The organism is Oceanobacillus sp. J11TS1, assembly GCF_018333215.1.
Classification (GTDB): domain Bacteria; phylum Bacillota; class Bacilli; order Bacillales; family Amphibacillaceae; genus Oceanobacillus.
This window is the reverse complement of the sequence record NZ_BORO01000035.1, coordinates 14,032-30,559: the sequence shown is the minus strand read 5'-3', so window position 1 is coordinate 30,559 and position 16,528 is coordinate 14,032. Positions and strand designations below refer to the sequence as shown.

General features: G+C 37.0%; 16 protein-coding genes, 2 tRNA genes and 1 rRNA gene. 15 read left to right on the top strand and 4 right to left on the bottom strand.

The features are described from left to right. Positions 1–44 precede the first annotated feature (44 nt). From rrf to KI343_RS17975, 9 genes are all read left to right on the top strand, one after another. A 5S ribosomal RNA gene (gene rrf / locus KI343_RS18015) occupies positions 45–161 on the top strand. Positions 162–1,350: 1,189 nt separating this feature from the next. Then, positions 1,351–1,427, top strand: a tRNA-Met gene (locus KI343_RS18010). 59 nt (positions 1,428–1,486) lie between these two features. Further along, a tRNA-Asp gene (locus tag KI343_RS18005) sits at positions 1,487–1,563 on the top strand. A 318-nt stretch (positions 1,564–1,881) separates the two neighbouring features. Further along, positions 1,882–2,841 (top strand): thiamine-phosphate kinase, encoded by a 960-nt coding sequence (gene thiL, locus KI343_RS18000; RefSeq protein WP_212927806.1) that lies wholly within the window; start codon positions 1,882–1,884, stop codon positions 2,839–2,841. After that, positions 2,842–3,297: a tRNA (adenosine(37)-N6)-threonylcarbamoyltransferase complex ATPase subunit type 1 TsaE gene (tsaE, locus tag KI343_RS17995; RefSeq protein WP_374705451.1), complete on the top strand. Its 456-nt coding sequence runs from the start codon at positions 2,842–2,844 to the stop codon at positions 3,295–3,297. It abuts the gene before it with no gap. 10 nt (positions 3,298–3,307) lie between these two features. Beyond that, on the top strand, positions 3,308–4,012 hold the full coding sequence (gene tsaB / locus KI343_RS17990; protein WP_212927804.1) for a tRNA (adenosine(37)-N6)-threonylcarbamoyltransferase complex dimerization subunit type 1 TsaB: 705 nt from the start codon (positions 3,308–3,310) through the stop codon (positions 4,010–4,012). Continuing rightward, positions 4,009–4,458, top strand: a complete 450-nt coding sequence (rimI, locus tag KI343_RS17985) for a ribosomal protein S18-alanine N-acetyltransferase (RefSeq protein WP_212927803.1) — start codon at positions 4,009–4,011, stop codon at positions 4,456–4,458. Before tsaB ends, rimI begins: the two co-directional genes overlap by 4 nt. Further along, complete coding sequence (gene tsaD / locus KI343_RS17980) at positions 4,455–5,465, top strand: tRNA (adenosine(37)-N6)-threonylcarbamoyltransferase complex transferase subunit TsaD (RefSeq protein WP_212927802.1); 1,011 nt, start codon at positions 4,455–4,457, stop codon at positions 5,463–5,465. The genes rimI and tsaD overlap by 4 nt, the downstream gene beginning before the upstream one ends. 203 nt (positions 5,466–5,668) lie before the next feature. Then, positions 5,669–6,841 carry an FtsW/RodA/SpoVE family cell cycle protein gene (locus KI343_RS17975; protein ID WP_212927801.1) on the top strand — a complete coding sequence of 391 codons (1,173 nt, stop codon included), beginning with the start codon at positions 5,669–5,671 and terminating at the stop codon, positions 6,839–6,841. Positions 6,842–6,898: 57 nt separating this feature from the next. On the opposite strand, the gene KI343_RS17970 is transcribed toward KI343_RS17975, so the two are convergent. Then, the gene (locus tag KI343_RS17970) at positions 6,899–8,059 is read right to left on the bottom strand and encodes a transporter associated domain-containing protein (RefSeq protein WP_212927800.1); all 1,161 of its coding nucleotides are present in this window, start codon (positions 8,057–8,059) and stop codon (positions 6,899–6,901) included. Between the two features lie 93 nt (positions 8,060–8,152). Continuing rightward, positions 8,153–10,099 (bottom strand): ABC-F family ATP-binding cassette domain-containing protein, encoded by a 1,947-nt coding sequence (locus KI343_RS17965; protein ID WP_212927799.1) that lies wholly within the window; start codon positions 10,097–10,099, stop codon positions 8,153–8,155. A 385-nt stretch (positions 10,100–10,484) separates the two neighbouring features. On the opposite strand from KI343_RS17965, the gene KI343_RS17960 reads away from it, so the two are divergent. After that, positions 10,485–11,120, top strand: coding sequence for a redox-sensing transcriptional repressor Rex (locus KI343_RS17960; RefSeq protein WP_212927798.1), 636 nt, complete (start codon positions 10,485–10,487; stop codon positions 11,118–11,120). Positions 11,121–11,218: 98 nt separating this feature from the next. Here KI343_RS17960 and KI343_RS17955 read toward each other — a convergent pair whose 3' ends face one another. Both KI343_RS17955 and KI343_RS17950 read right to left on the bottom strand, forming a co-directional pair. Continuing rightward, entirely contained in the window at positions 11,219–11,413 is a 195-nt protein-coding gene (locus tag KI343_RS17955; RefSeq protein WP_212927797.1) for a YdiK family protein, read from the bottom strand. A 1-nt stretch (position 11,414) separates the two neighbouring features. Further along, the gene (locus tag KI343_RS17950) at positions 11,415–12,119 is read right to left on the bottom strand and encodes a CPBP family intramembrane glutamic endopeptidase (protein WP_212927796.1); all 705 of its coding nucleotides are present in this window, start codon (positions 12,117–12,119) and stop codon (positions 11,415–11,417) included. 274 nt (positions 12,120–12,393) lie between these two features. Here KI343_RS17950 and groES point away from each other — a divergent pair, with 274 nt between their 5' ends. From groES to KI343_RS17930, 5 genes are all read left to right on the top strand, one after another. Then, positions 12,394–12,675: a co-chaperone GroES gene (gene groES, locus KI343_RS17945; protein WP_212927795.1), complete on the top strand. Its 282-nt coding sequence runs from the start codon at positions 12,394–12,396 to the stop codon at positions 12,673–12,675. A 48-nt stretch (positions 12,676–12,723) separates the two neighbouring features. Continuing rightward, entirely contained in the window at positions 12,724–14,358 is a 1,635-nt protein-coding gene (gene groL / locus KI343_RS17940; RefSeq protein ID WP_212927794.1) for a chaperonin GroEL, read from the top strand. 159 nt (positions 14,359–14,517) lie between these two features. Then, positions 14,518–15,132: an HAD-IA family hydrolase gene (locus tag KI343_RS17935; RefSeq protein ID WP_212927793.1), complete on the top strand. Its 615-nt coding sequence runs from the start codon at positions 14,518–14,520 to the stop codon at positions 15,130–15,132. A gap of 113 nt (positions 15,133–15,245) precedes the next feature. Further along, positions 15,246–15,374 carry a hypothetical protein gene (locus KI343_RS20395; protein ID WP_280530149.1) on the top strand — a complete coding sequence of 43 codons (129 nt, stop codon included), beginning with the start codon at positions 15,246–15,248 and terminating at the stop codon, positions 15,372–15,374. Between the two features lie 543 nt (positions 15,375–15,917). Then, positions 15,918–16,364: a hypothetical protein gene (locus KI343_RS17930; RefSeq protein ID WP_212927792.1), complete on the top strand. Its 447-nt coding sequence runs from the start codon at positions 15,918–15,920 to the stop codon at positions 16,362–16,364. Positions 16,365–16,528: the final 164 nt, after the last annotated feature.

Genomic DNA, 16,528 nt, shown 5'->3' with positions numbered 1-16,528 from the left:
TTATTTAGTTTTCAGGGTGCAAAATCCCAATTAAATATTTTAGGTCTGGTGGCGATAGCGAAGAGGTCACACCTGTTCCCATGCCGAACACAGAAGTTAAGTTCTTCAGCGCCAATGGTAGTTGGGGGTTCTCCCCCTGCGAGAGTAGGACGCTGCCAGGCAAATAAAAAGAGCTAAGCATTATGATTATGCTTAACTCTTTTTTTGTATAAGAAATTATAAAATTATCTCCTTGTGGATAATGATTCATAGAAAGGTAAAGGTAGCCGTATCGGCTCTGAGCGCCAACATTAGAGCTACGAGCCGTAAAGAAGATTTGGCGACAGGAACAGACAGAGTCAAAGTCGCACTTATGCCCGTGGCGAAAGTCAAAATTGGCTGTAAGTAGGGACATATTTCTTTATCACTTAAGTAAAGGAAATTCGATTAATGTCGAGAACCCCCCAAAGAACGGAGGCTCAGAACTCTACATTTTTAGACATGCGCGCTAAGCTTTTGTTCAGCGGATCAGAAATACTGTACATTTAACCGTATTTGAAAAAGAGCACAAATAGCTGCGTATTTGTAATAACTCGTTATACATTTTAGCTGAATTTCATCAGTGATAAGATAGATGAGGTATGATACATTTATGATAAGCGTGTAGGAAGGGGAGAACAGGGTGGGATATATATTAGGCAGTATTTTTTGTATCTGGGGCGTTATTGTTATTGCCAATAGTATTTTCAAAATGAATAAGATTGATCTTAAAGCTAAAAGTCGATTTCCTGCAAATATTTTTTTGAATTAGAACTTGTCACAATATTTTTGCAAAAATTGCCGGTGCCTGTAATTAAAAGTGCTGTAATTATAATAGGAATAATTTTGTTGGTTTAGGTGTTTATTTTTTAATACGTAGATAGAATTACTTGCTTTTACGGCTACGCCTTGTGACTAACGTCATATCTAAGGCAGCGGTCCATTTTTGTCTGATAGTTACAATTCATCTTTAAGTAAACTCGCATTATAATATGGTTACACTGTATCGAGCGTTTTCAAATATGTATATCAATGGATATTAGATACTGATTCTATTTGCCAATAATTGGTAATTGCGCAAGCGCTCAAGGTGACACATGTTATCATTACCATTCCGCCAGATAATTCATTTAATTTTGGTATTCATATTGCCATAAAATATGGTTATAAGAATTTGTTATTTTGGTTAACCTCGTAAAATATACTAAAATATACAAAAAGAACCCTGAATGGATAAAAAAGTTTTAAAAAGGTATTGCATTCTTCTTCAAAAAAGGATATAATAGGTTTTGTCCTCGTTAAGAGGAATAGAAAAATACTAATTATTCATATCGCGGGGTGGAGCAGTCTGGCAGCTCGTTGGGCTCATAACCCAAAGGTCGCAGGTTCAAATCCTGCCCCCGCAACCAAATAAGATCCAGATTCACCAATGAAGTACTGGATAAGCAAAGAAGCAATACATAAGTTTGGTCCGGTAGTTCAGTTGGTTAGAATGCCTGCCTGTCACGCAGGAGGTCGCGGGTTCGAGTCCCGTCCGGACCGCCATGATTTTTTAAAATAATAGTAATCAGCAACACATGGTTTCCGTTAAGAAACATGTGTTTTTTTAATGCCATAACTTAAACTTGGCACTTGTGATGATGAAAAATATATGAATTGGATAAGACCAATCATTTGCATCCATTATTATGACTTAATTTTTTATTTTTTGGCGTTGATTTGCTATGATAAGTAGTAGATTAGAAAAACTTGCATTCGCTCGTTCTTCAGCGAATGTTTGTTTTGTTATACTTGCATATTAAGATTTCACTGCGTAAGAATACTTCATTTCTGACGTGAAATAAAGGAATTGGTGATATAATCATGGATGAATTTTCATTTATCAACGCTATTAAGCCTAAAGCATATAAACAGCCTTCTTTGATAAAAGGAATTGGCGACGATGCGGCTGTTTTACGCAGTACCTCTGATATTGTCACCACGGTTGATACATTTGTTGAAAACATTCATTTTTCTTTAGAAACCATGGAGCCTTTCCATATCGGCTATCGTGTGCTTGCTGCAAATATTAGTGATTTAGCAGCAATGGGAGCAGAACCTGCTTTTTATTTGGTTTCGATGTGTATTCCAAAAAAGTGGAAACAAGAATCTTTAGAAGAAATTTATCAGGGGATGAATGAACTTGCTTCCTTGTATCGAATGGACTTGATTGGCGGGGATACTGTATCGAGTGATCGTTTAATGATTTCGATTACAGCTATGGGTTATGTACCAAAAGATAAAGCAAGATACCGAAGCCATGCCAAACCGGGTGATATTGTTTTTGCTACAGGAACGTTAGGAGATTCCAGAGCGGGGTTAGAGATATTGCTGCAAGGGCAAGAATATAAAGATAAGAATTACTATATAGAGCGTCACCGATTACCGAAGCCGAGAGTAGCGTTGGCATTAGGGTTGAGGGATATAGATCGTGTGGCATTAAATGATATTAGTGATGGGATTTCAAATGAAGCGAATGAAATAGCAGAGGCCTCGAGAGTAGAGCTCACTATTATAGAGGAAAGGATTCCCGTTTCCAAAAACTTTGACCAATTTTCTGAGAAACAGCAGTATGATTGGAAAGTATCAGGGGGAGAAGACTTTGAACTTTTAGGGACTGTTTCTGAACAGGGTTGGAAAAAGGTACAGGCAGTTGCTGCTGAAACAGATACACCAGTCCAGCAGATTGGTTATGTTCATGAAGCAGCAAAACCAAGTGTCCTCATTCAATCGGCAGGAGAGACGAAACAATTAACGAAAAGTGGATACACACATTTAAAGTAGGTGGATGCGTTGCAAAAGCTTTTAAAAACAGAAAAAGATACACAGGATTTTGCATATCGATTAGCTAAAGAATTACAGCCGAATGATGTATTGACCCTTGAAGGTGAATTGGGCGTCGGGAAGACAACTTTTACAAAGGGGTTGGCAAAGGGACTGGATATTAAACGAAATATCAGCAGCCCAACTTTTACAATTGTGAAAGAGTATCGCGGCCGTATGCCTCTTTATCATATGGATGTGTATCGGTTGGAGAATTCAATGGAGGATATCGGTTTTGATGACTATTTCTTTGGAAATGGAGTTACAGTGATTGAATGGGCAAGTTTTATTGCACCTTTCTTGCCAGAAGAGCGTTTAGATATTGCCCTTCGTTATTCAGAAAATGATAACAGTCGGGAAATAACACTTACTCCTTTCGGGGAGCATTTCGAACAAGTTGTGAAAGCATTGAGTTAGGAGTTTTTTTATGAAAATACTTGCGATGGATACTTCCAATCAAGTTTTGAGTGTGGCATTATTGGAGGATAAACAAATAATTGGTGAAATCACCACCAATATTGCTAAAAATCATTCTGTGCGTTTAATGCCAGCAATTGAAAAGTTAATGCAAGACGTTCATGTCCAACCTTCTGAATTAGATCGGATTGTTGTTGCTCAAGGGCCGGGATCTTATACAGGGGTTCGAATTGGTTTAGCAACAGCCAAAACAATGGCTTGGGCATTGAATATACCAGTTATCGGTGTATCGAGTTTAGAGACATTGGCTTATCAAGGGACATTATTTGAAGGGATCATTTGCCCATTTTTTGACGCAAGACGTGGTTTGGTTTACACAGGTGCGTATCACTGGAAAAATGGTAAACTCGAAACGGTGATGGAAGAAGAAAATATATTAATGACAGAATGGCTGACAAAACTCAAAAATCAGGAAGAAAAAGTGCTGTTCATAAGTCCGGATATAGCCTCTTTTGAAGAATTGATTATCGAGCATTTGCAGGATAAAGCAATCATCGCCGATACGTCATTACGTTTACCAAAAGCCTCTCATCTAGCATTGTTAGGATCGGAAAGAGAAGCAGATTCTGTACATGCATTAGTTCCCAATTATCTTCGCTTAGCAGAGGCAGAAGCAAACTGGCAAAAGCAGCAGAAGGAAAAAACAAATTCATGAGTGAACTTGTCATTCGTCAGATGACCTTAGAGGACATCCCGGGTGTACTAGAAGTTGAAGAAGCTTCTTTTGCAGAACCTTGGGATGCGGAGGTATTTCATAAAGAGCTATGTGAAAATGAACATGCTTATTATTTTGTAGCCTGCATACAGGAGCGAATTATTGGCTATATCGGTTCATGGATTGTATGGGAAGATGGACAAATAACAAACTTTGCTGTTCACCCGGATATGCGTGGACATAAAATCGGTGAGAAGTTATTTGGTTATGTCATGGCTTTGATGACAAGCCAAGGGATAGAGCGGCTTTCTTTAGAGGTACGTGTTTCTAACGTAGTTGCTCAATCCTTATACAGGAAGTTTGGGCTTGTTCCTGGTGGAATACGAAAGCACTATTACACGGATAATTTTGAAGATGCTATGGTAATGTGGGTGAATTTAAAATGAAAAAAGATACAATTATATTAGGTATAGAAACAAGCTGTGATGAAACGGCTGCATCCATTGTACGGAATGGTCGTGAAATACTCTCTAACGTGGTTGCTTCACAAATTGAAAGCCATAAGCGATTTGGCGGAGTTGTTCCTGAAATAGCTTCTAGACATCATGTAGAACAAATTACAATGGTTTTAGAAGAGGCAATAAACAAAGCAGAAGTAACTTGGGATGATATCGATGCAATTGCTGTTACGGAAGGTCCAGGACTGGTAGGGGCACTTCTGGTTGGTGTGAATGCAGCGAAAGCACTGGCTTTTGCAAAAAATAAGCCGCTTATTGGTGTTCATCACATCGCTGGGCATATTTATGCGAACCGATTAGAGAATGAGTTTACTTTTCCACTATTAGCTCTTATCGTCTCAGGAGGGCACACAGAGCTAGTTCTTATGAGAGATCATTATGACTATGAGTTAATTGGTGAAACAAGAGATGACGCTGCTGGAGAAGCATATGATAAAGTAGCAAGAATGTTAAAACTTCCTTATCCGGGCGGACCAGAAATTGACCGTTTAAGCACGGAAGGGGAGGCAACGATTGATTTTCCGCGTGCTTGGCTGGAAGAGGGAAGTTATGACTTTAGCTTTAGCGGCTTAAAGTCAGCTGTTATCAATACGCTTCATAATGCAGAACAGCGTGGCGAAACACTAGATCCGGCAGATGTTGCAGCGAGCTTTCAACAAAGTGTTATTGACGTATTAACGGAAAAAACGTTTCGTGCAGCAAATCAATATAATGTGAAGCAAGTGATTGTTGCTGGCGGCGTTGCTGCAAACAAAGGGTTACGAAAAAGTTTAAAGAATCGTTTTAGCGATTTGAGTATTGATCTGTCTATTCCACCAATTCATTTATGTACAGATAATGCAGCTATGATTGCAGCAGCTGGAACAATTTTATATAAAAAAGAAAAATTTACTGCACTAGATTTAAACGCAAATCCCTCTTTAATGTTAAAATAGGATATGCACGATCGTTTATAAAATCGATAGCGATTCTATATGAAAAAGTGGATAACTGATTATTTCATTGTGGATGATGTGAATAATTTTATGAATAACTAGCTATGTCGACATTTTTCGCTAAAAATCATTGTGGATAATCATAAGATGAATAGCGGGATAAAGTATAGAATATCGACAGCAAGAAATTTGGTGGGAACCCGATGAATAAAAAACAAAATTATTATTTTCAAACCGACCTGATCTTATTATTGCTTGCCTTTGCAATAATAAGTTTTTTGGCGATATATAATGCACAACAATTAGAGCAATATGACTCGAACTTCGTATTAAAGCAAATGATATTTTACGTAATTGGTATTGGCATGATTGCAGCTGTTCAGTTTTTGGACTTGGAGCAATTGTATAAAACAAGTCTCTATAGTTATTTAGGCGGGATTGTTATATTAGCATTGCTGCCTATCAGCCCAGAGTTTATCGCAAAATCAATTAACGGCGCAAAGAGCTGGTACACTTTTCTGCCAGGGATGTCTCTTCAGCCTGCAGAGTTTGTTAAAATAACTACGATTCTTTTCCTAGCGGCAGTAATCAGCAAACATAAGGAAAAATTCGAAGTAAGCACCCTGAAGACAGATTTAAAGCTTCTTGGAAAGTTACTTTTGTATACTGGAATCCCGGTTTTTCTAATTATGCTGCAGCCGGACTTCGGGACTGCGATGGTATATTTATTTATTGTAGGAATGTTGATTATTTTATCAGGGATTAATTGGAAAATCATTTTTTCCTTGATCCTCTCTGGTATTGCTGTTATTGGAATGGCATTGCTAGTTGTTATCGAGTTTCCGGGATTTGCTATAGATACCCTTGGAGTAAAAGCTTATCAAATTGACCGTGTTATGACCTGGTTTGACCCATCACAGCAAACAGCAGATGCAAACTACCATTTTGAACGTTCGCATATGGCACTTGGATCGGGCCAATTATTTGGTAAAGGAATGGGAAGTATTGAAGTAAATTATCCAGAAGCACAAACAGATTTTATCTTCTCTGTGATTGGCGAAAGTTTTGGTTTTGTCGGGAGTGCATTTGTAGTTCTTCTATATTTTATGTTTTTATATAAATTAGTAACGTTAGGGTTAAATATATATAAACACTCGCCATTCGGAGCTTATTTCTGTTTTGGATTTTTAAGTTTAATGCTTGTCCATGTTTTTCAAAACATTGGCATGACGATTGGAATTATGCCAATTACCGGTATCCCTCTGCTCTTATTAAGTTACGGGGGAAGCTCTGTGATGTCGACCATGTTGGGAGTAGCAGTTATTTATAGAGTGGCGGTAGAGGAAACGATACAGAATGACTATTTATTTAAATAAAAAAGCGCATGGAGATAATTTATTTTATCTTCATGCGCTTTTGCGTTAAAGATAAACCTATCCAATAAATTGATGCTCCATAATATCTTCATCATGCACCGTAACAATAACTGACTCAATTTGATTGTCTTTTACCGACTGTATCGTAAACTGCAGATGTTTATACTTTATGGTGTGTTGTTTCTCCGGGAGATGGGTCATTAACTCTGACAAAAAGTTAGCCAATGTTTGATCCGTATCAATTGGAAACTCCACCCCAAGCGTACCTTCTAGGACAAACAAACTTGTCGAGCCAGCAATAAGATAGCGGTTATCTGTAAGGTGCACAATTTCTTTTGATTCTGGCGCTATTGATTTTTGCTCACCTAATAAATCTTTTGTAATATCTCTGATAATATCTTCTAAGGTAATTAAGCCATGTGTCCCGCCAAATTCATCGAGAACGATTGCGATGGTATAATCTTTTTTCTTCATGTCTTTAAAAACGTCGTCAATTTCTTGATTCATTCTCACGAAATGGGCATTTCGAATAAGGTATTTTAGAGAAAAAAAGGCAGGGGAAACGCCTGATTTAAGAAGGCTAAAGAAATCCTTTACATATAAAATCCCTACAATTTGATCAATATCTTGATCGTAAACTGGAATGCGAGTGAATTCTACTTCTTCAATCATCGAAAAAACGTCATCTAAGCTGGCATCCATTTGCAGAACTGCTAAGTCTGTACGATGTGTTGCAATTTCTCCTACATCTTTTCCGCTAAATTCAATGATATTTGGCGTTTCTTCCTGCTGTTTTTTTGGCAGGGATTTTAGATCCTGGATGTCTTTATCAACGGAAGTTAAGGACAATAGGGATAGTCCTTTGATAATAAGTTGCGGGTGCTTTTTTGCAAGCCATTTTGGCAATAGGTATCCCATACAAAGCCAAACTCCAAATAAGAGAATGCTCAAGGAAAACACCGCAATGAATTGATTGATAACTTGTGAAAAAGGCAAAACAAATTTGGAGAGATACTGGGCAATTGGCATAGCGATAGCAATACCAAGCCATGCACTGCTGAAGAGGCTGATAAAGATAATTCCATAGGGAAGGAAACGAAGAACAGCATATAATCGTGCATCTTCGTTGATTGAGGTAGATAGCGTTGTTTCTTTCAAAGCATAGTACGTAAAACTGCCGATGATAAAAATCAAAAAAGTAACGATGGGTATCGCCACGAGACAACAACCTCCATTTATTACTTACCTAAAGTGTGAAAAAGCAGGCAATCGATCTGCCTGCTTTTAGTATACAACGGTCTGAAAATTATATCAATTATCTAATGAATCTTCTTCTAATACAGCCCATTCTTCCATGTAGTCATCTAATTCTTCTTTTAAACGGGATAATTTCTCAGTTAATTCCATCGTCTTTTTGTGATCATCAAAGACATCCGGTGTCGTCATTGCCAATTCAATATCAGCAACTTCTGTTTCCTTCTGTTCAATCAATATTTCCAACTCTTCAATCCGGCGCTTTCTTTTACGTTCTTCACGCTGACGTTGCTTTTCCTCTTGAAAACTGAGTCGTTTCGTAGAAGTTACAGATTTTTCTTGCCCTGCCTGTTGTTCTTGTAATTTTAACAATCGCCGCTCTTCTTCTTCTGCCTTTTTCTCTAAATAATAATCATAGTCTCCAAGGTACATTTTAACACCATTTGCTTGCATTTCTGCGACTTGATCAGCAATACGGTTAATAAAATAGCGGTCATGCGAAACAAATACAATGGTTCCCGGAAAATCAATTAAAGCACTTTCTAGCACTTCTTTGCTATCAATATCTAAGTGGTTGGTTGGTTCATCAAGAATAAGCAAATTTGCCTTTTGCATTTTTAATTTAGCTAAGGCTAGTCTTGATTTTTCTCCACCGCTTAATGCAGACACTGGTTTTAGAACGTCTTCGCCCGTGAATAGAAAATTACCAAGGATCGTACGAATATCTTTTTCATTGACCAGCGGATAGTCATCCCAAAGCTCCCCGAGAACGGTCTTATTCGAGTTTAGATTCGCTTGTTCTTGATCATAATAGCCTATTTGAACGTTCGTTCCTAACTGAATCTCGCCTTGATTAGGTTGATGTTTCCCAACAATATTTTTTAATAAGGTGGTTTTCCCGACACCATTTGGACCAACCAGCGCGATGCGATCGCCACGGTTCGCGTGCAGTGTGATATTTTTAAAAATAGGTTGTTCTGTATCGGGATATTGGAATGCTAAATCTTTTATTTTTAGTACATCATTTCCGCTTTGACGGTCAATTTGGAAGGAAATAGATGCAGAAGATTCATCACCTAAAGGCCGTTCCATCCGTTCTATTTTTTCAAGTTGTTTTCGTCTGCTTTGTGCTCGTTTGGTAGTCGAAGCACGTGCTAAATTACGCTGAATAAAATCTTCCATTCGCTGGATTTCTGTTTGTTGTTTTTCAAACTCTTTTTTCTCTTGCTCATAATCAAGGGCTTTTTGCGTTAAATAATCACTATAGGTTCCATGAAATTTTTTCGAATGATGTCTAGAAATCTCATAAACAATAGATACCGTTTTATCTAAGAAATAGCGGTCATGTGAAACAATTACGACAGCGCCGGGATAATTGACTAAATAACTTTCCAGCCAGGTCAGTGTATCAATGTCTAAGTGGTTTGTCGGCTCGTCCAGGATAAGAAGCTGTGGTTTTTGTAAGAGTAATTTACCAAGAGCTAATCTTGTCTTCTGTCCGCCGCTTAAATCTGTAATCAATGTATCATAGTCATAATCTCCAAAGGATAACCCATTTAATACAGATTTAATTTCTGCTTGATAAGTATATCCGCCTCTAACTTGATAGTCATGTTGAAGCTTGTCATACTTTTCGAGGAGCTGCTGGTAGGCTGCTTGATCCATAGCAGAAGCATCTGCCATCTGGAGTTCGAGTTCACGCAATTTCTTCTCCATCGAAAGTAATGGCGTAAAGACATCGAGCATCTCTTTCCAAATCGTTTTTCCAGATTCTAAGGTCATGTGCTGCGAGAGATAACCAAATGTTAAGTCTTTCGGTTTGAAAATTTCTCCTCCATCATAGGAGGTTTCACCTGCCATTATTTTGAGGAGCGTTGATTTTCCGGCTCCATTTCGGCCCACGATTGCAATACGCTCATTATCTTTAATTTCGATTTTTATATTAGAAAGAATCTCTTCTGCCCCAAAAGCTTTAGAGATTCCGTTTAGTTGCATTAATATCATTGTTGCCATCCTTTCTAATCATTAAAAAGCTGCTCAAAAAATTGTCGTGAATGAATGGAAAGCTATCATCTATTTTCCTCTTGTTCTGAACAACTCTCAAAGGAAAACCTAACTTTTTTCAAATACCTCTTCTTAGTGTAACGTATCGATATAGAAGCCACAATAAATTTATGATAAAGTTCACCATCTTTGTTAAATTTCTGTTAATATTAATAGGGAAGAGTGTGGTAACGCATTATTAACTTAATACATAAAAAATTTATATTTATTATCCTTTTTCGCACTTTTCATTCATTGGTAATAGGAAACTTACTATGTCAAAAATTTCTGTTTAATGAGCATGTAAGTTCTTTTATATTTTAGTATTTGAAGAGAGGCTTTTTTTATGGAACAAAGTAAAATTCCACAGGCAACAGCAAAACGTTTGCCTTTATACTATCGATTTCTCAATAATTTATATCAGCAAGGGAAGCTGCGAGTATCTTCTAAAGAGTTAAGTGAAGCGGTTAAAGTAGATTCTGCAACGATTCGCAGAGATTTTTCTTATTTTGGTGCTCTTGGGAAAAAGGGCTATGGATATAATGTGGAGTATTTATTGGGATTTTTCAAGAGTACGCTAGACCAGCATGAAGTCACGGAGGTTGCTTTAATTGGTGTTGGAAATCTAGGAACTGCATTTTTACATTATAATTTTTTAAAGAACAATAATATCCGTATCACGATGGCATTTGATGCGGATGAATCAAAGGTAGGAAAAGAAGTTGGCGGGGTTCCAGTTTACCATGTGGATGAACTGGAGGACAAAATTAATGGGATTGATGTTGCGATTTTAACGATACCTGCTGAGGAAGCGGATGCAACTGCCAATAGACTTGTTCATTTAGGGATTAAAGGAATTCTAAATTTCACGCCAGCTCGCATTACGGTGCCAAGTCATATTCGCATTCATCATATTGATTTGGCGGTGGAATTGCAATCGCTTGTTTATTTCCTTAAGCATTATTCTTTGGAAGAAGAATAGGCAATGGATAGTGACTGGCATTGTTGTATTTTTATGTATAAAAAAACTAGCCCATTGGTGAATTCCTAGAAGAAGAACCGCCAATTAGAGCTAGTTTTTTATTTTTTTTTCTTTATTTTAAAATAGAAACGCAGCATTCGGAATCCACCATAGAAATTTAACGCTGCAAATGCTGCGAATATAAGTGTTACTGTATTCCAAACGGTTTCTCCTTTACTGGAAATACCGAAATAAATGAATAGAGCACCAAATACGAGGTAAGTGATAGCTTTAAATAAATAAGGACGATGCATGTTAACCTCCAAAGAAGATGAATTGTAATTGTTCAAGTTGTTTTTGAATCTCTTCTGGATCCAAAGAATATTGTGCTAAAACGACAAGTGAGTTCATTCCAGCGTGTACCAGAATCGGCACAATAATTCGCTTGGTCTGCACATAGAGAAAAGCAAAGACAAATCCCATCGCTGCATACATGAGTATATGTGTAAAATCCATATGAATCACGGCAAAAATAAGGGAAGAAATCAATGCGGCTAAGAAAAAGTTCATCTTTTTATAAAGTGATCCAAAAATAATTTTTCGAAAAATGATTTCTTCTAAAATAGGTGCAAGAATTGCTGGAAGAATAATAAATATCGGTGCCGTACGGGCCATATTCATAATCCCTTGTGTGTTTTCAGAACCGGGATCGATTCCTAGTATCTCCATTTCAATCGTTACGGCCAGTCCCTGAGATAGGAAAGCCATAAACACCCCGATTATAGCCCATACAATGATAGAGCCTATTCCAGCAGCATCCGGGCGTGCCCGCATTTGCATTTCTGGTTTTAATAGCCAAAGAACAATGATTAGACCGGCACTAAAACTAAAAACTGCCCAATAAATGTTCGCAAGTACTGGATTAACATGGAATACGAATACCAATAGCGGTACAGCGAGAAAAACAGAAACTTGCATAAGGATGTATGTAAGAATGATATAGGTATATCTTCGAGTCATAAAAACGCTCCTTTAATAAGAAATAGCTATTTGATATGCAGAACGATAGCAGTGTAATCACCATAACGTATATTCTAACATATGTATCACTGAAAATTATAATCAGAAGTACATGAAATCATGCTTGGAAACATCGATTACTTAATTTAAAATTTTTGCGTCATCGTGCTTGCATTTTTTACGAGAATTAATTAATATAATAATTGGAGTTAGCACTCGTTAACGAAGAGTGCTAATAAAATTATAATAATTGGAATTAAGGAGGCATTTCTACATGATTAAACCATTAGGAGATCGTGTTGTTATCAAACTTGTCGAACAAGAAGAAACAACTGCAAGCGGAATCGTACTTCCAGACTCTGCAAAAGAAAAACCGCAAGAGGGTAAAGTAGTTGCAGTGGGATCTGGACGTGTGGAAAATGGAGAAAAAGTTGCATTAGAAGTTTCTGAGGGAGATCGCATTATTTTCTCTAAATTTGCTGGTACTGAAGTAAAATATGAAGGTACTGAATACTTAATTCTTCGTGAAAATGATATTTTAGCAATTGTAAACTAATCAAATTTATAATAAAACCTTGAATCATGATGAAGGAGGAATTTTAACATGGCTAAAGATATTAAATTTAGTGAAGACGCTCGTCGCGCAATGCTGCGTGGTGTTGATACATTAGCAGATGCAGTAAAAGTAACATTAGGACCAAAAGGACGTAATGTTGTTTTAGATAAAAAATTTGGTTCACCATTAATTACAAATGACGGTGTAACCATCGCAAAAGAAATTGAATTAGAAGATGCATTTGAAAATATGGGTGCACAGCTTGTATCTGAAGTAGCTTCTAAAACAAATGACGTTGCTGGGGACGGTACCACAACTGCAACAGTTCTTGCTCAAGCAATGATCCGTGAAGGACTTAAAAACGTAACATCTGGTGCTAACCCAGTTGGAATCCGCCGCGGAATTGAAAAGGCAGTAGCTGAAGCTGTTACGGAATTAAAAGCTATTTCAAAACCTATCGAGTCAAAAGAATCTATCGCACAAGTTGCTTCTATCTCTGCTGCAGATGATGAAGTAGGTCAATTAATTGCTGAAGCGATGGAGCGTGTAGGTAACGATGGTGTTATTACAATTGAAGAATCCAAAGGCTTCAACACAGAGCTTGAAGTAGTAGAAGGTATGCAATTTGATCGTGGATATGCTTCTCCTTACATGGTTACTGACCAAGATAAAATGGAAGCAGTACTAGAAGATCCATATATCTTAATCACAGATAAGAAAATTGGAAATATCCAAGAAGTATTGCCTGTATTAGAACAAGTTGTTCAACAAGGCAAACCGCTTCTTATGATCGCTGAAGATGTAGAAGGGGAAGCACTTGCTACATTAGTAGTTAACAAATTACGCGGTACATTCAACGCAGTAGCTGTAAAAGCTCCAGGATTCGGTGACCGCCGTAAAGCAATGCTTGAAGATATTGCTGTTCTAACTGGCGGTGAAGTAATTACAGAAGATCTTGGACTAGATCTTAAATCTGCTGGCATCGAGCAATTAGGTCGCGCAGCAAAAGTAGTTGTAACAAAAGAAAATACAACTATTGTAGAAGGTTCTGGAGATACAGAAGCAATCTCTAGCCGTGTTGCACAAATCCGCGCACAAGCAGAAGAATCTACTTCTGATTTTGATAAAGAAAAATTACAAGAGCGTCTAGCTAAACTAGCTGGCGGTGTAGCAGTAATCAAAGTTGGTGCAGCTACAGAAACAGAATTAAAAGAACGTAAATTACGCATTGAAGATGCGCTTAACTCTACTCGCGCTGCAGTAGAAGAAGGTATTGTAGCCGGCGGTGGTACAGCATTAGTAAATGTACACCAAAGAATTGCTGATTTATCTCTTGAAGGCGATGAAGCAACAGGTGCAAATATCGTTCTTCGTGCTATTGAAGAACCAGTACGTCAAATTGCTCATAACGCTGGCCTAGAAGGTTCTATTATTGTAGAACGCTTAAAAGGTGAAGAAGTAGGTGTTGGTTACAACGCAGCTACAAACGAATGGGTAAACATGGTTGACGCTGGTATCGTTGATCCTACAAAAGTAAGCCGTTCTGCACTTCAAAACGCAGCATCTGTTGCAGCAATGTTCTTAACTACAGAAGCGGTTGTTGCTGACAAGCCAGAAGAAAATGCTGGCGGTGGCGGAATGCCTGACATGGGCGGAATGGGTGGAATGGGCGGCATGATGTAAGTCATCTGCCCTGTGAAGCTGTTTAATGTATAAATAGTTTATAAACAAAGGACTACTTCCTGATATAATTGAGGGAAGTAGTCTTTCTTTTTAACTTTTCTAGTGGGCTCTAACGTACATCTCTACAGCGTTATAAATTTAAATACAAGGGGGATTAAAATGTACAGGCACATAATTTGGGATTTTGATGGTACTCTTTTTGATACTTATCCAGTGATGGCAAAAGTATTTAGGGAATTGCTTAAAGAACAAGGAATAGAAGAACCAGTGGAGGAAATTTTGAAACAAATGAAGGTATCTGCGTCATTTGCTTTAAGCTACTATGAAAAGAAATACCAAATAGACAATGAATTTGTAACCAAATATAAAAAACGAAAAAAAGAGGCAGAATTTGAATTATCTAAACCATTTGAGGGAATCGAAGAAATTTGTAAATACATTCATTCAACTAATAGACAAAATTATTTGCTTACCCACCGTGGTGAATCTTCCATTGAGTTATTGAAACTTTTTGGTTTATATGATTATTTTTCCGACTTTATAACATCCAAACAAGGGTTTGAGAGAAAACCAAGTCCCGATGCAATAAATTATTTAATTAACAAATATAATATGATTCATTCAGAGGCTATAATGATTGGAGATAGGGATTTAGATTTATTATCAGGTAAGAACGCAGGGATAAGTGCTTGTTATTTTACTGATGGGCAAGAAAAAAATAGTAATTCTGATTACATAATTAATAACTTTCAGCAATTGTGCTCTATTGTATGAACTTTTAAAATATAAAAATAATCACTATCTCAATTGATGAAAGTTGAATTACAACAAACGGAACGGATAAATTATTTGGAGATAGAAGAGAAGTAGCGAAGAAAATAAAGGTTTTGCTGGAAGAAGTAGACACGGAAGAACTAGAAGGTGTTGCAATCCCTTTTTCAACAGATATAAAGCCACAAGCAGTGAAATATAGTATTGTTTTTAGGTATACGACTTTTTCTCGGGAAGTAGAATGAAAAATCAGAATCCTATACAGGTGGATATTTAAAAGGCGACGGACTTGGTTTTCATCCAACATTAAATAAATTCCGAACACAATCTGATGTATATGCGGGATGGTCACCAGGGGGGTGGCAAAGAGTTAAGGCAAGAAAGAAAAGTGGGAGAATCCATCCTCTACAAAAATAAAACTAGTAATGAAATAGTCAAAAGAGATACAGCTAAAAGCTCAGGTATAAATTTTTCCCATTAATTAAAAATAATAAAAATGTAGAATGGGAAGTCAACCATGATGTAGGAGTTCCGTTCGGGAAATCATACCCTAATATCAATTACCAATATATAGGGAAAATGAATAGCAGTTATAGTGGTAGCTTACGAGGCTCAAAAGACAAAGCCCCAAATCATGATATCTGGGAGTAGCGTACAATGACATGGGTTGGACAGAACTCAAAACTTTTCCAAGGAAAAGTTTTTGGTATCTCGTACCTGGGGCTCCAAATGAAACATTTAATATCCGTTTTTAAATTTATCTAATAATGTAGATATAGGAGTTAAACATGTTAAAAAATATGTCCTTATTTAAAATGAAGTTAATACCTGCAATAATTACTACTCTTAATATAGGGTTTGTGAATGCAGCTATAATAGAGACAGCAAGCGAAGAATTTGATACATCTTTATCTATAGTTATTTCTGAACTGTTATTAGGTTCTATTGTAATTTCTATGTATGCAGCTCCTGTTGTTTTCCTTGCAGGTATCCTTGTTTCAATGGGAGTTGATAAAATAACATTAGGTATTGATAATACAGGGGTTAGGAATACATTAAACGTCTTACTTCACCTTATAGCTGGAATTATAATTGCTCTATTCACATTTTGGGTATTAGCTGATTTACCTGATCTTACAAACAAGGAGATAATAATAAATTTTATATTACTTTCCGTTTACCCAAGTTTAGTTTTTTGGTTGGTAGATCTACTAACTAATAAAAATCATGTTTAATTACATTTAAAGTACAAAATAAAAAAAGTCTCATGATAGCAAAGTAAAAAATTCTACCTTAAAGTTTTTGGTACTGCCGAAAGAGGCTTTACGTTTTATTTAGCATGATAGAATAAAAGACGCCCGCGGCGCATAGATGGACGTCTAATGGAGCTGGTGGTGAA